At 71.3% G+C, this 20,758-nt stretch carries 21 protein-coding genes and 1 tRNA gene; 11 read left to right on the forward strand and 11 right to left on the reverse strand.

What is annotated here, in order from left to right; genetic code table 11:
• Positions 1–39 precede the first annotated feature (39 nt).
• The 6 genes from OCJ37_RS16120 to OCJ37_RS16145 all read right to left on the reverse strand — a co-directional run bounded on the left by OCJ37_RS16120 (position 40) and on the right by OCJ37_RS16145 (position 5,256).
• Positions 40–687, reverse strand: a complete 648-nt coding sequence (locus OCJ37_RS16120; protein ID WP_263110715.1) for a 50S ribosomal protein L25/general stress protein Ctc — start codon at positions 685–687, stop codon at positions 40–42.
• Positions 688–854: 167 nt separating this feature from the next.
• Complete coding sequence (locus tag OCJ37_RS16125; protein WP_263110716.1) at positions 855–1,814, reverse strand: ribose-phosphate diphosphokinase; 960 nt, start codon at positions 1,812–1,814, stop codon at positions 855–857.
• A 143-nt stretch (positions 1,815–1,957) separates the two neighbouring features.
• Positions 1,958–2,034, reverse strand: a tRNA-Gln gene (locus OCJ37_RS16130).
• Positions 2,035–2,048: 14 nt separating this feature from the next.
• Complete coding sequence (ispE, locus tag OCJ37_RS16135) at positions 2,049–2,912, reverse strand: 4-(cytidine 5'-diphospho)-2-C-methyl-D-erythritol kinase (RefSeq protein WP_263113710.1); 864 nt, start codon at positions 2,910–2,912, stop codon at positions 2,049–2,051.
• Positions 2,909–3,562, reverse strand: coding sequence for a lipoprotein insertase outer membrane protein LolB (gene lolB, locus OCJ37_RS16140; RefSeq protein WP_263110717.1), 654 nt, complete (start codon positions 3,560–3,562; stop codon positions 2,909–2,911). The genes ispE and lolB overlap by 4 nt, the downstream gene beginning before the upstream one ends.
• Positions 3,559–5,256 carry a tetratricopeptide repeat protein gene (locus tag OCJ37_RS16145; protein ID WP_263110718.1) on the reverse strand — a complete coding sequence of 566 codons (1,698 nt, stop codon included), beginning with the start codon at positions 5,254–5,256 and terminating at the stop codon, positions 3,559–3,561. Before OCJ37_RS16145 ends, lolB begins: the two co-directional genes overlap by 4 nt.
• A 66-nt stretch (positions 5,257–5,322) precedes the next feature.
• Here OCJ37_RS16145 and hemA point away from each other — a divergent pair, with 66 nt between their 5' ends.
• The 7 genes from hemA to ppk2 all read left to right on the forward strand — a co-directional run bounded on the left by hemA (position 5,323) and on the right by ppk2 (position 12,473).
• Positions 5,323–6,606 (forward strand): glutamyl-tRNA reductase, encoded by a 1,284-nt coding sequence (gene hemA, locus OCJ37_RS16150; protein WP_263110719.1) that lies wholly within the window; start codon positions 5,323–5,325, stop codon positions 6,604–6,606.
• Positions 6,584–7,669: a peptide chain release factor 1 gene (gene prfA / locus OCJ37_RS16155; RefSeq protein WP_263110720.1), complete on the forward strand. Its 1,086-nt coding sequence runs from the start codon at positions 6,584–6,586 to the stop codon at positions 7,667–7,669. The genes hemA and prfA overlap by 23 nt, the downstream gene beginning before the upstream one ends.
• A gap of 49 nt (positions 7,670–7,718) precedes the next feature.
• Positions 7,719–9,428, forward strand: coding sequence for an O-linked N-acetylglucosamine transferase, SPINDLY family protein (locus OCJ37_RS16160; protein WP_263110721.1), 1,710 nt, complete (start codon positions 7,719–7,721; stop codon positions 9,426–9,428).
• A 369-nt stretch (positions 9,429–9,797) separates the two neighbouring features.
• The gene (locus OCJ37_RS16165) at positions 9,798–10,415 is read left to right on the forward strand and encodes an antibiotic biosynthesis monooxygenase (protein WP_263110722.1); all 618 of its coding nucleotides are present in this window, start codon (positions 9,798–9,800) and stop codon (positions 10,413–10,415) included.
• Between the two features lie 414 nt (positions 10,416–10,829).
• Positions 10,830–11,348 (forward strand): molybdenum cofactor biosynthesis protein B, encoded by a 519-nt coding sequence (moaB, locus tag OCJ37_RS16170; protein ID WP_263110723.1) that lies wholly within the window; start codon positions 10,830–10,832, stop codon positions 11,346–11,348.
• A 13-nt stretch (positions 11,349–11,361) separates the two neighbouring features.
• Positions 11,362–11,700 (forward strand): helix-turn-helix domain-containing protein, encoded by a 339-nt coding sequence (locus OCJ37_RS16175; protein WP_184411745.1) that lies wholly within the window; start codon positions 11,362–11,364, stop codon positions 11,698–11,700.
• Complete coding sequence (gene ppk2 / locus OCJ37_RS16180; RefSeq protein WP_263110724.1) at positions 11,697–12,473, forward strand: polyphosphate kinase 2; 777 nt, start codon at positions 11,697–11,699, stop codon at positions 12,471–12,473. The genes OCJ37_RS16175 and ppk2 overlap by 4 nt, the downstream gene beginning before the upstream one ends.
• 266 nt (positions 12,474–12,739) lie before the next feature.
• On the opposite strand, the gene OCJ37_RS16185 is transcribed toward ppk2, so the two are convergent.
• From OCJ37_RS16185 to OCJ37_RS16195, 3 genes are read right to left on the reverse strand one after another with little or no spacing between them, the layout of a single operon-like run.
• The gene (locus OCJ37_RS16185) at positions 12,740–13,006 is read right to left on the reverse strand and encodes an acylphosphatase (RefSeq protein ID WP_263110725.1); all 267 of its coding nucleotides are present in this window, start codon (positions 13,004–13,006) and stop codon (positions 12,740–12,742) included.
• On the reverse strand, positions 13,006–13,632 hold the full coding sequence (locus tag OCJ37_RS16190) for a TlpA family protein disulfide reductase (RefSeq protein WP_317633195.1): 627 nt from the start codon (positions 13,630–13,632) through the stop codon (positions 13,006–13,008). The genes OCJ37_RS16185 and OCJ37_RS16190 overlap by 1 nt, the downstream gene beginning before the upstream one ends.
• Complete coding sequence (locus tag OCJ37_RS16195; RefSeq protein WP_263110726.1) at positions 13,629–14,903, reverse strand: YihY family inner membrane protein; 1,275 nt, start codon at positions 14,901–14,903, stop codon at positions 13,629–13,631. The genes OCJ37_RS16190 and OCJ37_RS16195 overlap by 4 nt, the downstream gene beginning before the upstream one ends.
• 80 nt (positions 14,904–14,983) lie before the next feature.
• Between OCJ37_RS16195 and wrbA the strand changes: the two genes are divergently transcribed.
• The 4 genes from wrbA (at position 14,984) to ybaK (ending at position 16,991) form a co-directional block, all read left to right on the forward strand.
• A complete protein-coding gene (gene wrbA / locus OCJ37_RS16200; RefSeq protein WP_003472251.1) occupies positions 14,984–15,580 on the forward strand; it encodes an NAD(P)H:quinone oxidoreductase in 597 nt (198 codons plus the stop codon).
• Positions 15,577–15,945 (forward strand): DUF2069 domain-containing protein, encoded by a 369-nt coding sequence (locus OCJ37_RS16205; RefSeq protein WP_263110727.1) that lies wholly within the window; start codon positions 15,577–15,579, stop codon positions 15,943–15,945. Before wrbA ends, OCJ37_RS16205 begins: the two co-directional genes overlap by 4 nt.
• Positions 15,946–16,025: 80 nt before the next feature.
• On the forward strand, positions 16,026–16,511 hold the full coding sequence (locus tag OCJ37_RS16210; protein WP_263110728.1) for an asparaginase domain-containing protein: 486 nt from the start codon (positions 16,026–16,028) through the stop codon (positions 16,509–16,511).
• Positions 16,512–16,517: 6 nt separating this feature from the next.
• Complete coding sequence (gene ybaK, locus OCJ37_RS16215) at positions 16,518–16,991, forward strand: Cys-tRNA(Pro) deacylase (RefSeq protein WP_263110729.1); 474 nt, start codon at positions 16,518–16,520, stop codon at positions 16,989–16,991.
• A 280-nt stretch (positions 16,992–17,271) separates the two neighbouring features.
• On the opposite strand, the gene OCJ37_RS16220 is transcribed toward ybaK, so the two are convergent.
• Both OCJ37_RS16220 and OCJ37_RS16225 read right to left on the reverse strand, forming a co-directional pair.
• Entirely contained in the window at positions 17,272–19,017 is a 1,746-nt protein-coding gene (locus OCJ37_RS16220) for a serine protease ExpR (protein WP_263110730.1), read from the reverse strand.
• Between the two features lie 597 nt (positions 19,018–19,614).
• Positions 19,615–20,718, reverse strand: coding sequence for a branched-chain amino acid aminotransferase (locus OCJ37_RS16225; protein ID WP_263110731.1), 1,104 nt, complete (start codon positions 20,716–20,718; stop codon positions 19,615–19,617).
• Between the last annotated feature and the right edge of the window lie 40 nt (positions 20,719–20,758).

Consider the following 20,758-nt stretch of genomic DNA (forward strand, 5'->3'; position numbering starts at 1 on the left):
CAGCGCCCGGACCGGACGGCCCGGGCGCTGCGCAGGCGATTACTTGCCGTCCTTCTTCGCCGGCTCGGCGGCGGCCGGGGCGTCGGTCGCTTCCGGCTCGGCCTCGACGCGGCCGTGCTTGGCGATGACCACCGCCACGTCGTGCTCCTTGCCCAGCTTCAGTTCCGGCAGCTCGACGCCGGCCGGCAGCTTCAGGTCGGACAGATGGATCACGTCGCCGACCGACAGCGCGGACAGGTCGACTTCGACGAACTCCGGCAGGTCCTTCGGCAGGCACACGACCTGGATCTCGTTCAGCTCGTGGGTGACGACCACTTCGGCCGACTTGCCGGCCGGCGAGGTGTCCTCGTTGAGGAAGTGCAGCGGCACCGAGGCGTGCAGCGCCTCGTTGTCGTTCACGCGCTGGAAGTCGATGTGCATGATCAGCTGCTTGAACGGGTGACGCTGCATATCGCGCAGCAGCACCTTCTGCACGTCGCCGTTCAGGCTCAGGCTCAGGATCGACGAATAGAACCAGTCGTTCTGGCTGGCGAGCCAGACTTCGTTGTGGTTCAACTCGATGTTGACCGGCTTCAGGTCGCCACCGTAGACGATGGCGGGGATCAGGCCGTCGCGACGGAGGCGGCGGCTCGCACCCTTACCCTCGACCTCGCGGCGCTGAACCTTGATTTCATGTGTGGTTGCCATTTGCGTTTACTACCTTGGTTGAATGAACCGCCTCGCGGCGGTTTTGAGGACTCTTCCGCGACCAGAAGAGTCGTTGGAAAGCCGGGATTCGGCATTCGGGATTGGGGATTCGCAACAGCGCTGGCTCTGCGAATCCCCAATCCCGAATCCCCAATCCCGGCCTTTAATCAATCGACGTACAACGAACTCACCGACTCGCCGAAGGCGATGCGGCGGATGGTTTCGGCCAGCAGCTCGGCGACGCTGAGCTGGCGGATCTTGTTGCAGCCGCGGGCGGCGTCCGACAGCGGGATGGTGTCGGTGACGACCAGCTCGTCGAGCTGCGAATTGCTGATGTTGCTGACCGCCGGGCCGGACAGCACCGGGTGGGTGCAGTACGCGGCCACCTTCAGCGCGCCCTGCGCCTTCAGCGCGGCCGCGGCGGCGCACAGGGTGCCGGCGGTATCGACGATGTCGTCGACCAGCACGCAGGTCTTGCCTTCGACGTCGCCGATGATGTTCATCACCGTGGACACGTTGGCGCGCGGGCGGCGCTTGTCGATGATCGCAAGGTCGGCGTCGTCCAGGCGCTTGGCCACCGCGCGGGCGCGGACCACGCCGCCCACGTCCGGCGACACCACGATCAGGTTGTCGGTGCCGTAGGCGCGCCAGATGTCGGCCAGCAGCAGCGGCGAGGCGTAGACGTTGTCGACCGGGATGTCGAAGAAGCCCTGGATCTGGTCGGCGTGCAGGTCCACGGTCAGCACGCGGTCGGCGTTGACCGCCGAGAACATCTTGGCCGCGACCTTGGCGGTGATCGGCACGCGCGAGGAGCGCATGCGCCGGTCCTGCCGCGAGTAGCCGAAGTACGGCACCACCGCAGTGACGCTGGCGGCGCTGGCGCGCTTGAGCGCGTCGATCAGCACCAGCAGCTCCATCAGGTTCTCCGCGCTGGGCGCGCAGGTCGGCTGGATCACGAACACTTCCTGCCGGCGCACGTTCTCCTCGATCTCCACCTGCACTTCGCCATCGGAGAAGCGCGACACCATCGCTTTGCCCGGGCGCACGCCCAGCTCCCGGCAGATGCTCTTGGACAGCGGCTTGTTGGCATTGCCGGAGAACACCAGCAGGTTGCGTTGATCTTGCATGAGTGCGTCTCGGGCGGCGGCGGCAAAGAACGTGAAACGAAGAAACAGCGTGAAAGCGAAAAGCCCAGGCGAAGCGACGCTCCTACCTGTTGAATCCCCGCACATGGATGTGCGGGCTCTTGCAGAGGGATCTGCATACACATTGGCAGGGGCGGTAGGATTCGAACCTACGAATGCCAGGATCAAAACCTGGTGCCTTGGGCCTCTTGGCGACGCCCCTGCATGGAACTGTTGCTATGCCTCCAGCGCGTCGAGCAGCGGCGAGCGGGTCACGCCGCCAGCCACCCAGGCGCGCAACCCGTCCGGCAAGGCCGCCAGCGCGCGCACGGCGGCAGCGCGATCGGCGAACTCGACGAAACAACCGCTCCCCGACCCGGTAAGGCGCGGCGTGCCGATCTGCGCGAGCGCCTGGAACGCGGCCTGGATGGCCGGTTCGCGGCGGAGCAGCACCGGCTCGAACGCATTGCCGAGCAGGAAACCTGAAACGAAGTCCGCCATTTTCGCGGGCGCGGCATCCCGCGTCAAATCCGGGGCCTGGAACAGCGCCGCGGTGGGCACGTGGACCGCCGGATCGGCCAGCACGTACCACGCCGGCGGCAGGTCCAACGGGGTCAGCCGCTCGCCCACCCCTTCGGCCCAGGCGTTGCGGCCACGCACGAACACCGGCACGTCCGCGCCCAGGGTCAGGCCCAGGCCGGCGAGCGCATCTTCATCCAGCCCGGCGCCCCACAGGGCGTTCAATGCGACCAGCGCAGTCGCCGCATCGGACGAGCCGCCGCCGAAGCCACCGCCGGCCGGAATGCGTTTTTCGACGCGGATGTCGACACCTTGCGCGATCTTGGCTTCTTTTTGCAGCAGAAGCGCGGCGCGCACCAGCAGGTCGTCGGCCTCGGCGACGCCGGGGACCGAGTCGCCGCGCCGCGCCACCACGCCATCGCCGCGCACCCGCAGATGCACCGTGTCGCCCCAGTCGAGCAGCCGGAACACGGTCTGCAGGTCGTGGTACCTGTCGGCGCGGCGGCCGGTGATCCGCAGGAACAGGTTCAGCTTGGCCGGGGCCGGCCAGGCCGACCAGCCGTCCGTGTCCAGCGCGCTCATGGCGTGGCGAAGTCCCACTGGTCGAGCAGCAGCCGCACCTTGGCGTCGCCGTTGCGCGCCTCGATGCGCCGCGGCAGCGCCGGGCGCCCGTCGCTGGGCGGATACCATTCCTGGAAGTCGATCTCCCAACCCATCTGCCGCAGCGTCCGCGGACGCCCTTCCGCGTCGTAGTCGACCCGCTCGGGCGCCTCCGTGTCGACGGCGACCTGGCCGCGCACCCAGTCCGGCAGCAAATTGACCGGAATCTCCCAACCGGTGGCGTCGAGCAGCAACTGCTGCGCGTCCTCGCCTTCGCGCGGGCCGCCCTCCAGCCCTTCCAGGCGGCCGGCTTCGGAGTGGCTGTCGCCGATCAGGCGCCAGCTCTGCCGGGTCACCGGGGCGCTGAGTTCGACCTGGTATTGCCGCTGCTCCTGCTTCCAGTCGATGCGGCCGCTGCCGCCGTTGCGGCCCTTGGTGATCGCCACCCGGCCCTGGAACGCCCACTGCGGATGCGCCCTCAGCCATTGCCCGCGTGCCGCCTCGGCCTTCAGCGCCGCCGCGTCGGGCGCGGCGACCGCGGCCGGCGCCGCGGGCCGCGGCGCCATCGCGGTACATCCGCTCAGCGCCAGCAGCGCCGCCAGCGCCCAGCCGGTGCGCAGCGACGGCCTCACGGCGCCACCTTTTCCATCGCGCGCTGCAGCGCGCGATTCTTCGGGTCGAGCTTGCGCGCCTCGTCGAAATACCTGTTGGCCTCGTCCTTCTTGCCCTGCTCCCACAGCACCTGGCCGATGTGCGCGGCGATCTCCGGATCCTTGAACAGGGTCCAGGCGCGACGCAGCTGCACCAGCGCTTCCTGGGTCTTGCCCAGCCGGTACAGCACCCAGCCGTAGCTGTCGATGATCGCGGCGTTGTCCGGATCGGCGGTACGCGCGCGGTCGATCAGCTGCAGCGCCTCGCGGTAGCGATGGGTGCGATCGGCCAGGGTGTAGCCGAGCGCGTTGAGCGCGGCCACGTTCTCCGGCTCGGTGACCAGGATCTTGCGCAGGTCGGCCTCGGCGCGGTCGATGCGGTCGCGCCGTTCCCAGGCCAGGCCGCGCGCGTACAGCAGGGCGTTGTCGTCCGGATAGGCGGCCAGGCCGCGCTCGAACACCTGCAGCTCGCCGGCATCGTCGCCGTTGCGCTGGCGCAATTCGGCTTCCAGCACGTAGGCGTCGCGGCGCGCGGCGTCGTCGGCCTCGGCGTCGTCCTGCAGCGCGCGCGCCTCGGCGAAGGCGGCGTCCTTCTGCCCCAGTTCGTACAGCGCCCCGGCGGTGCGCAAGCGCGCCTCGCTGCGCTGCGGGCCGCCCGGCACGCCGCGATACCAGTCGACCGCTTCCTGGTAGCGCTTCAGGAACTCGGCGATCTTGCCGAGCAGCAGGCGCCGCTCCGGATCGGGCTTGCTCGCGCCCTTGCGCAGTTCCTCGTACAGCGCGCCCAGCGCGGTGTTGTCCTGCAATTTGGCCAGCATCGAGGCGCGCAGGCCGTAGTTCTGGGTGTCCTGCGGGCCCAGCGCCAGCACCCGCGCCGCCGCGGCGGTGTCGCCGATCGCGTCGTAGGCGTAGGCCAGCGCGCCGCGCAGTTCCGGGTCGCGCGGCGCCTTGGGCTCCACGCCCTGCAGCAGGGCGCGGGCCTGTTCGGTCTTGCCCGCCTGCTGCAGCTGGGTGGCGTGCAGCAGGGCGACCCGCGGTTCCTCGGGGAAGCGCTTGACCAGTTGGTCGACGATGCGCTCGGCCAGCTTGGGCTGATCCAGGCGCAGCGCCAGGCGCCCGAATTCCTGCCAGGCCTCGAGCTGGTCGGGAATGGCATTGGCGTCGAGCAGCTGGTCCAGCACCTTGGCCGCCACGTCCGGATCGCGGTTGCCGCTCACCAGCGCCACCAGCGCGTAGCGCCAGCCGCGCGCATCCTTGTCGCGCAGCAGCGCCACCAGCAGGCCGCGCGCCTGGCGCAGGTTGCCGTTGCGCAGCGCCAGCGAGGTCTCGGCGCCGCGCATCGCCAGCGATTCGGGCGCGCGCTGGCGCCACAGCGCCAGGGCCTTGGCCGCGGCCTCGGTATCGTTGGCCAGCATCGCGATCCGGGTCGCGCGCTCGGCCAGGCCGGCATCGCCGGGGACCTCGGTGGCGGCCTCCAGGTACCAGTGCGAGGCATCGGCCAGCTGCCCGGCCTGCAGGGCGAATTCGCCGGCCAGCACCGGCGTCAGCGAGGACGACGCGGCGCTCGGCGGCAGCTTGGCGGTGGCGGTCGGCGCGGCCGCCGCGGCGCTGGCGACCGGCGCCGCGGCGATCGCCGACAGCAATAGAAAGGTACGGATGCGAATCAATGCGGGCATCGGGGGCGACCGGGCCGTAAAATGGGGCCCTGAATGGCCAGCAGCTTATCGCAAGCAACTGAACAGATGACGTTGTGGGTGCTCGGATTGAACCACCAGACCGCGCCGGTCGACCTGCGCGAACGGGTGGCGTTCGCCGGCGATGCGCTGCCGCGCGCGCTGCAGTCGCTGCGCGCGTTGCCCGAGGTCGCCGAGGCCGCGCTGCTGTCCACCTGCAACCGCACCGAGCTGTATGCGATCACCGACGACGCGCAGCGCCTGGCCGACTGGCTGGATGCGCACGCGGCCGGCCTGCACGGCTACCTGTACCAGCACCAGGACGCCGAAGCGGTGCGGCATCTGTTCCGCGTCGCCACCGGGCTGGACTCGATGGTGCTGGGCGAGCCGCAGATCCTCGGCCAGGTCAAGGACGCCTGGGCGCTGGCGCGCGAACACGGGGCGCTGGGCAATCGCCTGGACCGGCTGTTCCAGCAGACCTTCTCGGTGGCCAAGCGCGCGCGCACCGACACCCGGGTCGGCGCCAATCCGGTGTCGGTGGCCTCCACCGCGGTGCGCCTGGCGCAGAACTCCTTCGCCCGGCTCAGCGAATCGACGGTGCTGCTGGTCGGCGCCGGCGAGACCATCGAGCTGGCCGCCAAGCACCTGAGCGAAGGCCGCGTGCGGCGCCTGCTGATCGCCAACCGCACCCTCGCCCATGCCCAGGAACTGGCCAGCCGCCATGGCGGCGTGGCGCTGCCGCTGAGCGAGCTGGAGCGGCACCTGCAGGAGGCCGACGTGGTGTTCTCGGCCACCGCCGCGCGCGAGCCGGTGGTGACCCGGGCGCAGGTCGAACAGGCGCTGCGCGCGCGCAAGCACAAGCCGATGCTGCTGTTCGACCTGGCGGTGCCGCGCGACATCGAGGCCGGCGTGGCCGAGCTGGCCGACGCGTATCTGTACACCGTCGACGACCTGGAACGCGCGGTCGAGGACAACCGCCGCGGCCGCCGCGAAGCGGCCGAGGCCGCCGAGGCGATCATCGACCTGCAGGTGCTGCGCTACCTGGAGACGCTGCAGGCCAGCGGCCGCCAGGCGCCGCTCAAGCGCCTGCGCGCGCATGGCGACAGCACCCGCGACGACGTGCTGGCCAAGGCGCGGCAGCAGCTGGCCAACGGCAAGCCGGCCGACGAGGTGCTGGAATTCCTCGCCAACACCCTGACCAACCGCCTGCTGCATCCGCCCACCGCGGCGCTGCGCGAGGCGGCGCTGCGCGGCGACGCCGAGCTGGCCCGCGCCGCCGAGCGCCTGTTCCCGGAAAAACCGGGCTACCACCACCCTATCCTGAAGACCGATGACACCGACCCTGCGCCGTAAGCTGGAGGCGCTGGCCGAGCGTCGCGAAGAACTCGAACGCCTGCTGTCCGATCCCGACGTGGTCGGCGACAACGCGCGCTTCCGCGACTACTCGCGCGAATTCGCGCAGCTGGAGCCGGTCGCCGCCGCGCTGGCCGACGAGGCCGCGGCCAAGGCCGACCTGGCCGCCGCCGAGGCGATGCGCGGCGATCCGGAACTGCGCGAACTGGCCGAGGAGGAGATCGCCGCCGCACAGGCGCGCCTGCTCGCGCTCGACGAACAGCTGGCGCTGCTGCTGGTGCCGCGCGATCCGCGCGACGACGGCAACCTGTTCCTGGAAGTGCGCGCCGGCACCGGCGGCGACGAGGCGGCGCTGTTCGCCGGCGACCTGTTCCGCATGTACGCGCGCTACGCCGAGCGCCAGGGCTGGAAGGTGGAAGTGGAATCGGACAGCCCCGGCGAGCACGGCGGCTACAAGGAGATCGTGGCGCGCATCGTCGGCCGCGGCGCGTATTCCAAGCTCAAGTTCGAATCCGGCACGCACCGCGTGCAGCGGGTGCCGGCGACCGAGTCGCAGGGCCGCATCCACACCTCGGCGGCGACGGTGGCGATCATCCCCGAGGCCGACGACGTGGAGGAGATCGCGCTCAACCCCGCCGACCTGAAGGTGGACACGTTCCGTTCCTCCGGCGCCGGCGGCCAGCACGTCAACAAGACCGAATCGGCGATCCGCATCACCCACGTGCCGACCGGAGTGGTGGTCGAATGCCAGACCGAGCGCAGCCAGCACGCCAACCGCGACAAGGCGATGAAGCGGCTGAAGGCGCAGCTGCTCGACGCCGAGCGCAGCAAGCAGGCCGCGGCCGAGGCGCAGGACCGCAAGCTGCAGGTCGGCAGCGGCGACCGCAGCCAGCGCATCCGCACCTACAGCTTCCCGCAGGGCCGCATCACCGACCACCGGGTCGAAGGCCTGACCCTGTACGACCTGCCCAACGTGATCGAGGGCGACCTCGACGCGCTGATCGAGCGCCTGAGCCACGAGCACCAGGTCGACGAACTGGCCCGGCTGAGCGACAGCCCGTGAGCGCGCGCATGCGTGGTGCCGGCGCGCGCGCATTGGCCGCCGCGCGCACGTGAGCGGCGCCGCGGCGGACGAACTGCGCCGGCTGCAGGACGCGGTGCGCCGAGATCCGCAGGACTTCATCGCCTGGGTGATGCTGGCCGACGCCGAGCTCGGCGCCGGCGCGGTCGCCGCCGGCGAGCAGGCCGCCGCGCGCGCGCTGCAGTTGCGCCCGGCGCATCCGGAGGCGCTGGCGCGGCTGGGCCGGGTGCGCTGGACCCAGGGCCGCCACGCCGAGGCCGCCGCCGCGTTGCGCCAGGCGCTGCAGGGCGCGCCGCAGCATCCGGGCATCGCCCTGTGGCTGGGCCACGCGCTGGAGGACAACGGCGAGGCCGAAGCCGCCGCGCATGCCTATGCGCACGCGCATGCGCTGCTGCCGCAGGAGCCGTCGATCGCCGCGCACCTGTTGAACTGGCGGCGCAAGCTGTGCGACTGGCGCGAACTGGACGCCTTGTCGCAGCAGGTCCGCGCCGCCGTGCGCCAGGGCCATCCGGCGATCGAACCGTTCGCGTTCCTCAACGAGGACGCGAGCGCCGCCGAACAGTTGCACTGCGCGCGCAACCGCGCCCTGGCCTTGGCGCGGACGCTGGCGCCGCTGCCGGCGACGGCGCTGCGCCGCCATGGCCCGCTGCGGGTCGGCTTCCTGTCCAACGGCTTCGGCGCGCATCCCACCGGGCTGCTGACCGTGGCCCTGTTCGAGCGGCTGCGCGCGCACGCCGATCTGCAGGTGCAGCTGTTCGCCTTGAACCGCGACGACGGCAGCGCGATCCGCACGCGCCTGCAGGCCGCGGCGCACGCCTGGCACGACGTGGCCGGACAGCCGCACCGGGCGATCGCGCAGCGCATCCGCGAGGCCGGCATCGACCTGCTGTTCGACCTGCGCGGCTGGGGCGGCGGCGGCGCGCCGGAAGTGCTGGCGCTGCGTCCGGCGCCGCTGCAGTTCAACTGGCTGGCCTATCCGGGCACCTCCGGCGCGCCGTGGATCGACTACGCGGTCGGCGATGCGTTCGCGCTGCCCGACGTGGTGGCCGCGCACTACAGCGAGCGGGTGCTGCGCCTGCCGCGCGCGTTCCAGCCGTCGGACGACAGCCGCCGCGTTGAGGCGCCGCCATCGCGCCGTGAGTGCGGCCTGCCCGAGCACGGCACCGTGTTCTGCTGCTTCAACAACAGCTACAAGCTGACCCCGCACAGCGTGACGCGGATGCTGGCGGTGCTGCGCCAGGTGCCGGACAGCGTGCTGTGGCTGCTGTCGGGCCCCGGTCAGGCCGACGCGCGGCTGCGCGAGGCCGCGCATCGCGCCGAGGTGGATCCGGCGCGACTGCGCTTCATGCCCAAGCTCGCGCACGCCGACTACCTGGCCCGCTACCGGCATGCCGACCTGTTCCTGGACACGCATCCGTACAACGCGCACACCACCGCCTCCGATGCGCTGTGGGCCGGCTGCCCGTTGCTGACCTGCCCCGGCGCCACCTTCGCCGCGCGCGTGGCCGGCAGCCTCAACCACCACCTGGGCATGGACGCGATGAACGTGGCCGACGACGCCGCGTTCGTGGCCAAGGCGGTGCAGCTGGGCCGCGACCCGGCCGCCTTGCGCGCATTGCGCGACACCCTGCAGCAGCGCCGTGCTGGTGCAGGGCTGTTCGACATGCAGGGCTTCGCCGCGGACTTCGCCGACCTGTTGCGCGAGACGGCGCGCCGGCATGGCTGGAGCGGACCGCAGTAGGTCGCCGATCGCGCGGCGCCCGCTGCTGGGTACTCGGTGCCCGATGCCCGATGCCCGATGCCCGATGCCGCAGTATCGTGCAGCAGTGCGTGCGTGACTGCCTCAACGACTCGCCGTTCGAACTGCACGACCACCCGCGCGGCGCGGCCCGCGGATCGCTCTTGCCTGCATCTGCATCCGCGCCTGCGTCCACGCCCCGGCATGCTGCAACAGCCGCGCCCGCGCTTCCCAGCCGCGCAAAGCGCACGTCGGTCGCCCTGCAACACTGCATCGTCACGACCGGGCACCGGAACTCATGCGGACGCGCGCTTGACCTCAAGCATGGTCGAGGTTCGACACTGCGCACCTTCCGCCCGCGCCCGCTCCCCGATGCCCTCACGCCCGTCGCCCGACCTCATCTCCTCGCATGCGCACCGCGTGCTGATCGTCCATGCTCCGGCCCCGATCTGCGCTGCGTTGCTCGCGCATCCGCGCGAGATCGACGGCGGCAACCTGCATGCCCTGGCCTGGCTGGAAGCGCTGGGCGCGGCGCCGGACCTGCTGTACGCGCAATGCGGCAGCGGCGACGCCACGCCGTTCGGCCGCCGCCTGCAGCCGCCCGCGCCGGCGCCGCGGCTGACCCTGCACCGCTACCGCCGCATCCGCAGCGGCGTGTCCGATCCGCAGCGCCCGCCCGGCTGCGTCGTGGTGACCAGGCTGCCGACCCGCGACGCGGCGCAGGCGCAGCACCACGCCGACGCCGCGTTCGCCGCGTTGCAGGACGGCGCGCATGCGCTGCGCGGCCTGATCGCCTCGCACCTGCACCTGTCCGAGGACGGCCGCGGCCTGCTCGAATACGCCGAATGGAGCAGCGCGGACGCACAGCGCCGCGCGCTGCGGCGCGAACCCGAGCGCCTGCCGCTGGCTGCCCTTCCCGCCGCGCGCGTGACCCGCTACCGGCCGCGCGCGCTGGTCCGGCCCGGCGACCTGGCGCAGCCTGTGCCCTGACAGGCCCGACGCGGCATCGCGACCGCGGCCCGGCGCGCGCCAGCCCGGCACGACGCACACGCCATCGCCGATCGTTGCGGACAGCCCCATCGCGCCGGCGAGGCGAAGCAAGACATCGACCTGCAGGCACCAGCCGACAGGCCAGCCGCGAGCTCGGCACCGGCACCGACCGGCAGCTGGCTCCATGCCCGGCACGGCGAACCAGCACCCCGACCTGCGAACGTCCCCGGAAAAGAATCCGTAACCCACCGCACACATGCGCCTGCTGCGGCATGCGCCCTGGCACCGACATGGCTGACCCGTGCCGAACGCAAGCCGTTGCCGCCCACCGCTTCCCCAACCGGCGCTGCACGGGCCGCGCCGATCCGCCGCGGCAGGCTGTACGCCGGCCAGGCGAGCCGCTAGGCTGCCGGCATGAGCGCCAAAGCCGATTTCATTGCGTTGAACCTGTGCGTGCTGACCGTCTCGGACACGCGCAGCCTGGCCGAGGACAGCTCGGGCGACTACCTGGTGTCGGTGCTCGGCGAGGCCGGCCACCGCCTGTACGCGCGCGAGCTGCTGCCCGACGACCGCTACCGGATGCGCGCGGTGGTGTCGGCGTGGATCGCCGACCCGCAGGTGGACGGCATCCTGGTCACCGGCGGCACCGGCTTCACCGGCCGCGATTCCACCCCCGAGGCGCTGCTGCCGCTGCTGGACAAGCAGATGCCCGGCTTCGGCGAACTGTTCCGCGCGATCAGCTTCGAGGAGATCGGCACCTCCTCGCTGCAGTCGCGCGCCTTCGCCGGCCTGGCCAACGCCACCTTCGTGTTCTGCCTGCCCGGCTCGACCTCGGCCTGCCGCACCGCCTGGGAAAGGATCGTCGCCGCGCAGCTCGACGCGCGCACCAAGCCGTGCAACCTGGCCACGCTGCGCCCCCGCCTGAAGGAATGACCTGGAACCGCGCATGCCCCTGGACACCACCCTGCGCCTGCTGGCCAAGGCCAGCGGCATGACCGCGGCGGACATCGCCGCCGCGATCCCGCGCGCCGGCGCGGCCACGGTCAAGGCCTGGATGGCCGGCGAGAAGATGCCCGGCCGCGACCAGCTCAACGCATTGGCGCGCGCCTTCGGCGTCCCCGCCGGCGCCCTGCTCGGCGAACTGGCCAGCCAGCTCGACCCGGCCCGCACCCGCGGCGAACACGACCTGTTGCAGGCCTACCGCGCCCTCGACAGCCGCCAACAGGGCGCGCTGCTGGAAGTGGCACGGAGCATGGCCGGCACCCGTACCAGGCGCAGCAAGTGAGCAAACTCAAACGCAAGCACTACCAGGCGCTGATGCAGCCGCTGCAACTGGAGCTGGCGGCGCTGGCGCAGGCGCTGCAGCACAGCGGCGAGCGCGTGCTGGTGCTGTTCGAAGGCCGCGACACCGCCGGCAAGGGCGGCGCGATCCAGGCCATCGCCCAGCACCTGAATCCGCGCCAGTGCCGGGTGGTGGCGCTGCCCAAGCCGACCGACCGCGAAAGCACGCAGTGGTATTTCCAGCGCCATGTCGGGCACCTGCCGGCCGCCGGCGAGATCGTGCTGATGGACCGCAGCTGGTACAACCGCGCCGGCGTGGAGCGGGTCATGGGCTACTGCACCGACGCGCAGTACCACGCCTTCCTGCGCCAGGCGCCGCTGTTCGAGCGGCTGCTGGTGGACGACGGCATCCGCCTGTTCAAGTACTGGCTGTGCGTGGACCAGGACCAGCAGGAGAAGCGCTTCGCCGAACGCCTGCACGACCCGCTGAAGGGCTGGAAGCTGTCGCCGGTGGACCTGCAGTCGCGCGCCCAGTACGCCCACTACACCCGCGCCCGCGAAGCGATGCTGGAAGCCACCCACAGCGAGCACGCGCCGTGGACGCTGGTCGACTTCAACGACCAGAAGCGCGGCCGCCTGACCCTGATCCGGCACCTGCTGGACCAGCTGCCCGACGCGCCGCTGCAGGAGCCGGACCTGGAACTGCCGCCGCTGGCGCACAAGCCGCGCAAGGAGAAGTTCGGCGTGTTGCGGCCGTTGGCTCCGTATCCTGGGTGAGGCCGGGATTCGGGATTCGGGATTCGGGATTGGGGATTGGGGATTGGGGATTGGGGACTCGATGATGCAGCCCGCAACTGACGAGGCAATGGCTTTCTGTAGGAGCGGCTTCAGCCGCGACCGGACGTTTTCCGCAAACACGCAGCTGGATTGAAATTCCTTCTGCAGCAGGCGACTGTGGGCAGGGCTTCAGGTCCGGGACGCTAGCGGTAACGCCCGGTCCAGGATCGAAGCCCCTCCTGCACTGCCCCGAAAAATCCGATGCCTCAGCCGATGGCGAAGCCCGCCGCCACCGGCGCCGGCCAGGGTTCGCGCAGCACCTGGTCGACCCGCGCCGCCGGCGGGCCGTGCTGCAGCCATTGGGCCAGTGCCTCCAGCGCCGCGTCCGCGCCGGCGGCGATTACCTCCACGCGGCCATCGGCCAGGTTCCGCGCGTGCCCATCCAGTCCCAGCGCGATTGCGCGCTCGCGGGTGGAGGCGCGGAAATACACGCCCTGCACCCGGCCGGCCACCAGGAAACGCGCCGCCGCCATCAGCCTGCGGCTTTGGCCTGGCCCGGCGCCGGGCCGCCGGCCGCGGCGATCGCCGCCTCGATGTCGTGCGCGTTGACCGGGCCCAGGAACTGCTTGGCCAGCTTGCCGTCCGGGGCGATCAGATAGGTCATCGGCAACCCGCGCGGGGTGGCGAAGTCGGCCGGCGGCGCGTAGGTGTCGACGATGACCACCGGATAGGCCACCGGGTGCTCCTTCAGGAACGCCTGCATCTCCGCCGGCTCGATGTCCTCGTAGGCCAGGCCCACCACTTCGATGTTGTCGCGCATCACGTGCAGCGCCGACAGCTCCGGCATCTCCTTCAGGCACGGCGCGCACCAGGTGGCCCAGAAGTTCACCACCACCCATTTGCCGCGGTGCGCGGCCAGGTCGTAGTCGCTGCCGTCCACCGCCTTCATCTTCAGCGTCGGCTGCGCGCGGGTTTCCTGCACCACCTGTGGTCCGGCGCCGGCGGCGGGCGCCGCCGCTGCCGGTGGCGCGGCCGGCGGTGCCGGGGCGGCGGGGGCGGAGGCGGCCGGCGCGGCGCCATCGGCGGGCGCCGGATGCCGGTCGCAGCCGGCCAGCAACGCGGCGGCGGCGAACAACGGGAACAGGATGCGCGGGGTCATGCGAGGTCTCCGATATCGGTGTAAAGGTCGCCGACGCGCCGTTTCAGCACGTCGCGCAGCGGCATGCGCAGTTCGTCCAGCGCGCGCCATGCCGCCTGGCCCAGCGCGTCGTCGCGGCATGGCAGGTAGGCTTCGGCGATGGGGATGCGCAGCTGGCAGTTTTCGTAGAGTTCGGTCAGCGGCACGTCGGACAGGTCGCGCGCCAGCAGCCATTCGCCGTGCTCGACCCGGCTCAGCAGGCGGATGCGCTCCAGCTCGCACAGCAGTTCCTGCACCAGCGAATCGGTCAGCATCGGCTCCAGTTGCAGGATCTGGTCTTCCTGCAGGCCGTGGCCGTCCTTGCGCGCCTGCGCGAAGCGCCCGAGCAGGCGCAGCAGGGCGTAGATCTCGTAGCCGGACGGCAGCCGCATCGACGCCGGCTGGTAGCGGAACGCGGCGATCGAGGACGCCAGCGAGGCGCCAAGCAGGATCGCGATCCAGCTCAGGTAGGTCCACAGCAGGAAGATCGGCACGAACGCGACCGTGCCGTAGATGCGCTGGTAGGACTGGAAGCTGCCCAGGTAAAGGCTCAAGCCCCACTTCACCAGCTCCAGCAGCGCCACCGCCAGCAGCGCCCCCGGCACCGCGTGGCGCAGCCTGACCGTGTGGTGCGGCACCACCCGGTACACCAGAGTGATGCAGGCGAACTCGATCAGCACCGGCGCCAGGCCCAGCGCCATCTGCGCCAGCAGCCGGCCTTCGCTGGTGCGGAACAGCGGCAGCGCGAAGAACCGCGCCGACGCCGCCAGCGACGCGGCGGCCAGCAGCGCGCCCAGGGTCAGCACCGTCCAGTACACCAGGAAGCGGGTCAGCCGCGGCCGCGCCGAGACCACCCGCCAGATCCGGTTGAAGGTCTGCTCGACGCTGTTCAAGGTGATCAGCAGCGACACCATCAGCGCGATGGTGCCGGCGCTGGTCAGCTGCCCGGCGCTGGCCGAGAACTGGCGCAGGTAGGCTTCCACCGAACGCGCCGCGGCCGGCACGAAGTTGGAGAAGATGTAGTCGCTGAGCTGGTCGCTCCACTCGTCGAACACCGGGAACGCCGACAGCACGCCGAACACCACCATCGCCAGCGGCACCAGCGCGAAGATCGTGGTGTAGGCCAGCGAGGCCGCGGCCTGGAACAGGCGGTCGTCGAGGAAGCGGTGCCACAGGAAACTGGCGAAGCTGCGCATCCGCGCGCGGTCGCGTACCCGCTCCGTCCAGAGATTGACCGTGTCCAAAGGCTGCATCGGGCAAGGGTACCCGATGCGCGCAGGCGCCGGCATCGCCGATACTGGCGGCCGTTCTGGTGCAAGCAAGCGAGGGCCGCATGGCCGAGATCCTGGTCCTGTACTACAGCCGCGGCGGTTCGGTGGCGCGCCTGGCGCGGCAGATCGCGCGCGGCGTCGGCGAGGTGCCCGGCATGGCCGCGCGCCTGCGCACCGTGCCGCCGGTGGCCGCGGTCACCCAGGCCAGCGCGCCGCCGGTGCCCGACAGCGGCGCGCCGTACGTGGACGCCAGCGACCTGCGCGACTGCGTCGGCCTGGCGCTGGGCAGCCCGACCCGCTTCGGCAACATGGCCGCGCCGGTCAAGCACTTCATCGACGGCCTCGGCGCCGAATGGGCCAGCGCCACCCTGGCCGGCAAGCCGGCGGCGGTGTTCACCTCCACCGCGTCGCTGCACGGCGGCCAGGAAGCGACCCTGTTGTCGATGCACCTGCCGCTGCTGCACCACGGCTGCGTGATCGTCGGCATTCCCTATACCGAGCCGCTGCTCAGCAGCACCCGCAGCGGCGGCACGCCGTACGGCGCCAGCCACGTCGCCGGTGCCGACGACGACCCGCAGCCCAGCGAGGAAGAAGCGCAGCTGGCGCGCGCGCTGGGGCGGCGCCTGGCCGGCATCGCGCAACGCCTGGCGGCGCCGTGAGCGCGGCACGCCTGCGTCATGCGCTGGGCGCCACGCTGCTGGTCCTGGCGCTGTTGTACGCGGCCTGGTTCCACGCCGACCGCCATCGCCTCGCCGCGCTGCTGGTGTTCGCGCTGCCGCCGCTGCTGCTGGCGGTCGGCGTATTGCGCGGCTCGGCGGTGGCGCGCTTCTGGGCCGGGGTGTTCGGGCTGTTCTGGTTCAGCCACGGGGTGATGGCCGCCTGGAGCCATCCGCCGCAGCGCGCCTACGCCTGGGCCGAACTGCTGCTGGCGTTGCTGGCGATCGGCCTGTCCAGCGCGCCCGGGATTCGCGCGCGCTTCGCGCGCAAGCGCGGTGCGGCTCCCGGGCGCGGCGACACCCCTTGAACGACCGCCGCCGGCGCGGCCGGTATCATGGCCGCCCTGCGCGGCCACGGCGGCGCCCCGTCATGCTCTAGGAACCGGCAATGGAAGAACTCCTGATCGTCACCACCGGCGGCACGATCGACAAGATCTACTTCGACGACAAGTCCGACTACCAGATCGGCGATCCGCAGATCGGCCAGATCCTCAAGGAACTGGGCGTGACCTTCCGCTTCAGCGTGATCCCGATCATCCGCAAGGATTCGCTGCACATCACCGACGCCGACCGCGAACTGATCCGCGCCACCGTCGCCGCGCAGTCCGCGCGCCACGTGCTGATCACCCACGGCACCGACTCGATGGTGCAGACCGGCAAGGTGCTGCAGACCATCGCCGACAAGACCATCGTGATGACCGGCGCGCTGAACCCGGCGCGCTTCCGCGGCTCGGACGCGGAATTCAACATCGGCTGCGCGGTCGGCGCGGTGCAGTCGCTGCCGGCCGGGGTCTACATCGCCATGAACGGGCAGATCTGGGACCCGCAGAAGGTGCGCAAGAACGTGGCCGCGAACCGCTTCGAACCCGCCTGAGCCGCCATGTCCAAGGCCACCCGCGCGACCCGGGCACTGGATGCGGCCGGCGTCGCCTACCGGCTGCATCCCTACGACTACGAAGCCGAGGCCGGCGCCAAGGGCCTGCAGGCGGCGCAAGCGCTCGGGCTGCCGCCGGCGCGGGTGCTCAAGAGCCTGATGGCATGGGTCGACAGCCGCGCGGTATGCGTCGTGGTGCCCTCCGATCGCCGCGTGCAGCTGAAGAAGCTCGCCGCCGCCGGCGCCGGCAAGTCGGCACGGATGATGGAAGTGGCCGAGGCCGAGCGCCGCACCGGCTACAAGGTCGGCGGCATCAGCCCGCTGGGCCAGCAGCGGCCGGCGCCGGTGCTGATCGAGCAATCGGCGCTGACGCCGGGCAGCCTCTGGTTCAATGCCGGGCAGCGCGGCCTGCTGCTGGAAATCGACGCCGGCCAGATGCTGGATGTGCTGCAGGCGCGCGCCTGCGACCTGTGCGAGTGACCCGCGGGCGGGGCCGCATCGCCCGGGTCGCACACTGACGTGCGCGACGCCGGCCAAGGCCCGCGACACCGCTGCCCTCCTGCACGCCGCTGCATGCCGATGCGCCCGGCTCGGGCGCAGGCACCGGCCGCCTCGGCTGGCGCAACGCAAAAAAAACCCGCGCCGAGGCGCGGGCAATTGCATCGTCATCTCCGTCTCGAACGCTTCAGGCCGCCGATTCCGTTCGGGGGAAGTGCGGCGCTTGCGCGGCGACCTCGACGGCCGCCGCGCAGCGGGCGGATCAGTAGTTCGCGGTCAGGGTCACGCCCGAGAACGTGCTGTACGCCTTGACCCGCACGTAGTACGTGCCGGCGCTGGGCGCGTTGAAGGTGCAGGTCTCGTTGTTGCCGTTGAGGTAGGGACGGCAGCCGTAGGTCGTGTCGGTCGGCGCGCTGCCCAGGCGCACGTACAGGTCGGCATCGCCGCTTCCGCCGGCGATGGTGACGCTGAGCGAACTGGCCCCGCTCGGCACCGCCACGGTGTAGTTCAGCTCGGCGCCGGTGCTGGCGCCCAGCCCGGTGACCGGCACGCCGTCCTGCAACTGGTTGCCGGGGCCGGGGCCGGGACCGCCGCCGCCCAGCGCGGCGGTCACCGCGGCGTTGGCGTCGAGCAGACCGGCGCCGCAGCCCTGCGAGCACGAGAAGCTGGCGGCGGTGTTCTTGATCGTCGTCTCGACCTGCGCCGGGGTCAGCGGCGACGGCGCGACCGACTGCATCAGCGCGACCACGCCGGCCACGTGCGGGGCCGCCATCGAGGTGCCGTTGTAGGACGCGTAGCTGGCGCTGCCCGGCGTGGTGGTGCCGGAATTGAGCGTGGACAGGATGCTCGAACCCGGTGCGGAGATGTCGATGCCGGTGCCGTAGTTCGAATAGCTCGCCTTGGCGCGCGAGGAGGTGGTGGCCGCCACCGCGATCACGTTGGCGCAGTTCGCCGGCACCGAGCCGGACACGTTCGCGGCGCTGTTGCCGGCCGCCACCACCACCGTGGTGCCGCGGCCCACCGCGCCGTTGATCGCGTTCTGGTAGGTGGTCGAGCAGGTGCCGCCGCCGCCCAGCGACATGTTGATCACCTCGGCCGGGGTGGTGTTGGCGGGGACCCCGCTGACCGTGCCGCCGGAGGCCCAGACGATCGCATCGGCGATGTCGGAGGTGTAGCCGCCGCAGCGTCCCAGCACGCGCACCGGCAGCACCTTGGCGCCGAACGCGGTGCCGGCCACGCCGACCGAATTGTTGGTCTGCGCGGCGACGGTGCCGGCCACGTGGGTGCCGTGCCAGCTGGAATTGGTCACCGGCGAGCCGCTGTAGCACTCGTTGGCCACCGGGTTCCAGTCGCCCTCGTCGGCCGGGTTGGCGTCGCGGCCGTCGCCGTCGCGCGAGACGAAGGTGTCGCTGATGAAGTCGTAGCCGGGCAGGATGTTGGCGTTGAGATCGGCATGGTTGGTGATGCCGGTGTCGATCACCGCCACCACCACGCCGGTGCCGGTGGCCTGGTCCCAGGCCGGACGCACGTTGATGCCGGCGGTACTGGTGCCGAATGCCCACTGCGAGGACAGGCTGGGGTCGTTCGGGGTCAGCGTGGCGGTCATGCGCTGGTCGACCTCGACGTATTCCACGTTCGGGTCGGCGGCCAGCCGGCGCATCAGCGTCTCGGCTTCGGCACGGTCCAGCGCGCGGTCGGCCTTGACCACTTCCGGGCCGATCGCCAGGCGCCGCAGCGAGGTCAGGCCGAGCGCGCGACCGCTCCTGGCCGGGACCGCGGCCGCGGCGGACGCGAGCGCGCGCTGCAGCGACGCCGGCGCCGCCCGTTCGGCGCTGCCATCACGGTACTTGACGATGAAACGCTGCACGGTGGGTTCGGAGGACAGCCCGGACAGGTTGACCTCGCCGGCGAACGCCGGGGTCGCCAACAGCAGCGAACTCAGCGCCGACGCGCCCACCACCACCAGCCAAGTGCGCTGACGCGAACGACGTTGCGAAATATCGGTCATCGGAACTTCCTTATCGTTGAATGGCCGCGAAGCGGCGATAGTTCGACGACGATGCGTTCGACACGTGGCTGAACGCAGCATCAGCCGAGAGGCCGGACCAGCCCCCTGTTGCCGTCCGTTCATCGAACCTAGTCAATTGCGCCGATCAATACAATGGCGTATGGAAGCCTGCCGCCCGGAAATCCGTCGTCCAAAATGCCGTTCCGTGACGCTCATCAATGGCGTTCAGGCGGTCGTTTCGCATCTGGCGCTGCACTGCGCCACGTCCACGACATGCCAGAGACATGGATTGACGCTCCGCGGCCGGGGCAGGACATCGGCTGGCGGGACGCTGAAGTGGGCTGCCACGGCCAGGCCCGATCAGCGCACAGCGGCACGGACGCGTAGCTGCACCTCTTTAGGCGTAGACGGTCGCCGCACCGCGGTTCCGATCGATCCGATGAGCGGCGCGAGGTGGGGCGGCGCAGCGGCGCCCGCAATGCATGATGGGGGGCCAACGCATGGCAAGCGAGGCCGCCGCGCAGCGGGCGGCGGCGTCACCGGCGCCAAGGGCGGTGCCGTGGCGGCGGAATCCGCCGCGGCATCGCCGTGCGCCGCTCAGGCGTCCAGCCGCACCAGCCAGCCGTGGCGGTCGGCCGCGCGGCCGTACTGGATGTCGGTCAGTTCCTGGCGCAGCGACAGGGTCACCGGGCCGGCCGGCGCGGTCAGGTCGCCGACCGCGAAATCCTTGCCCTTCAGCTGCCCGATCGGGGTCACCACCGCCGCGGTGCCGCAGGCGAAGATCTCGGCGATCGCGCCGGAGGCCACGCCGTCGCGCCATTCGTCGATGGTCACCTGGCGCTCGACCACCTGCATGCCGCGGTCGCGCGCCAGCTGCAGGATGCTGTCGCGGGTGATGCCCTCGAGGATGCTGCCCGACAGCGCCGGGGTCACCAGGCTGCCGTCGCGCATCACCAGGAACACGTTCATGCCGCCCAGCTCTTCCAGGTACTTGCCCTCGACCGGGTCCAGGAACAGCACCTGCGAACAGCCCTGCGCCTGCGCCTGCTGCTGCGGCAGCAGCGAGGCGGCGTAGTTGCCGCCGCACTTGGCCGCGCCGGTGCCGCCCTTGGCCGCGCGCGCGTAGTCGGTGGACAGCCAGATCGCCACCGGCGCCACGCCCTTGGCGAAGTAGGCGCCGGCCGGGCTGGCGATGACGTAGTAGCCGGCCTTCTGCGCCGCGCGCACGCCCAGGAACGCCTCGTTGGCGATCATGAAGGGGCGGAAATACAGGCTGGTCTCCGGCGCCGACGGCACCCACGCGGCATCGGCCGCGATCAGCTGGCGCAGCGATTCGACGAACAGCTCCACCGGCAGCTCCGGCAGCGCCAGGCGCTGCGCCGAGCGCTGCAGGCGCTTGCCGTTGGCTTCCGGGCGGAAGGTCCAGATCGAGCCGTCGGCATGGCGGTAGGCCTTGATGCCCTCGAAGATCTCCTGGCCGTAGTGCAGCACCGAGGCGGCCGGGTCCAGCGCCAGCGGCCCGTAGGCGCGCACCTGCGCGTCGTGCCAGCCCTGCTCGCGGTCCCATTCGATGGCGACCATGTGGTCGGTGAAGTAGTTGCCAAAGCCCGGCGCGGCGAGGATCTGCGCGCGCTGCTCGGCGCTGCGCGCGGTGGTGGACGGGATCAGGCGGAACTGCGAAGACGGCTCGGTAGCGGACACCGGGGTTTCCTGTGGTAGTCGAGGGACGGCCGTGCCGCTG

This window comes from Xanthomonas sp. AM6, assembly GCF_025665335.1.
Taxonomy (GTDB): Bacteria; Pseudomonadota; Gammaproteobacteria; order Xanthomonadales; family Xanthomonadaceae; genus Xanthomonas_A.

What these genes read in the sequence shown, in the direction of transcription:
- OCJ37_RS16145 (WP_263110718.1), bottom strand. Translation starts at nt 5,256, where the DNA reads ATGCCCGCATTGATTCGCATCCGTACCTTTCTATTGCTGTCGGCGATC.
- OCJ37_RS16210 (WP_263110728.1), top strand. Translation starts at nt 16,026, where the DNA reads ATGGAAGAACTCCTGATCGTCACCACCGGCGGCACGATCGACAAGATC.
- prfA (WP_263110720.1), top strand. Translation starts at nt 6,584, where the DNA reads ATGACACCGACCCTGCGCCGTAAGCTGGAGGCGCTGGCCGAGCGTCGC.
- moaB (WP_263110723.1), top strand. Translation starts at nt 10,830, where the DNA reads ATGAGCGCCAAAGCCGATTTCATTGCGTTGAACCTGTGCGTGCTGACC.
- OCJ37_RS16125 (WP_263110716.1), bottom strand. Translation starts at nt 1,814, where the DNA reads ATGCAAGATCAACGCAACCTGCTGGTGTTCTCCGGCAATGCCAACAAG.
- OCJ37_RS16175 (WP_184411745.1), top strand. Translation starts at nt 11,362, where the DNA reads ATGCCCCTGGACACCACCCTGCGCCTGCTGGCCAAGGCCAGCGGCATG.
- ispE (WP_263113710.1), bottom strand. Translation starts at nt 2,912, where the DNA reads ATGAGCGCGCTGGACACGGACGGCTGGTCGGCCTGGCCGGCCCCGGCC.
- OCJ37_RS16190 (WP_317633195.1), bottom strand. Translation starts at nt 13,632, where the DNA reads ATGACCCCGCGCATCCTGTTCCCGTTGTTCGCCGCCGCCGCGTTGCTG.
- OCJ37_RS16195 (WP_263110726.1), bottom strand. Translation starts at nt 14,903, where the DNA reads ATGCAGCCTTTGGACACGGTCAATCTCTGGACGGAGCGGGTACGCGAC.
- OCJ37_RS16165 (WP_263110722.1), top strand. Translation starts at nt 9,798, where the DNA reads ATGCCCTCACGCCCGTCGCCCGACCTCATCTCCTCGCATGCGCACCGC.
- hemA (WP_263110719.1), top strand. Translation starts at nt 5,323, where the DNA reads ATGACGTTGTGGGTGCTCGGATTGAACCACCAGACCGCGCCGGTCGAC.
- wrbA (WP_003472251.1), top strand. Translation starts at nt 14,984, where the DNA reads ATGGCCGAGATCCTGGTCCTGTACTACAGCCGCGGCGGTTCGGTGGCG.
- OCJ37_RS16185 (WP_263110725.1), bottom strand. Translation starts at nt 13,006, where the DNA reads ATGGCGGCGGCGCGTTTCCTGGTGGCCGGCCGGGTGCAGGGCGTGTAT.
- ybaK (WP_263110729.1), top strand. Translation starts at nt 16,518, where the DNA reads ATGTCCAAGGCCACCCGCGCGACCCGGGCACTGGATGCGGCCGGCGTC.
- OCJ37_RS16220 (WP_263110730.1), bottom strand. Translation starts at nt 19,017, where the DNA reads ATGACCGATATTTCGCAACGTCGTTCGCGTCAGCGCACTTGGCTGGTG.
- OCJ37_RS16120 (WP_263110715.1), bottom strand. Translation starts at nt 687, where the DNA reads ATGGCAACCACACATGAAATCAAGGTTCAGCGCCGCGAGGTCGAGGGT.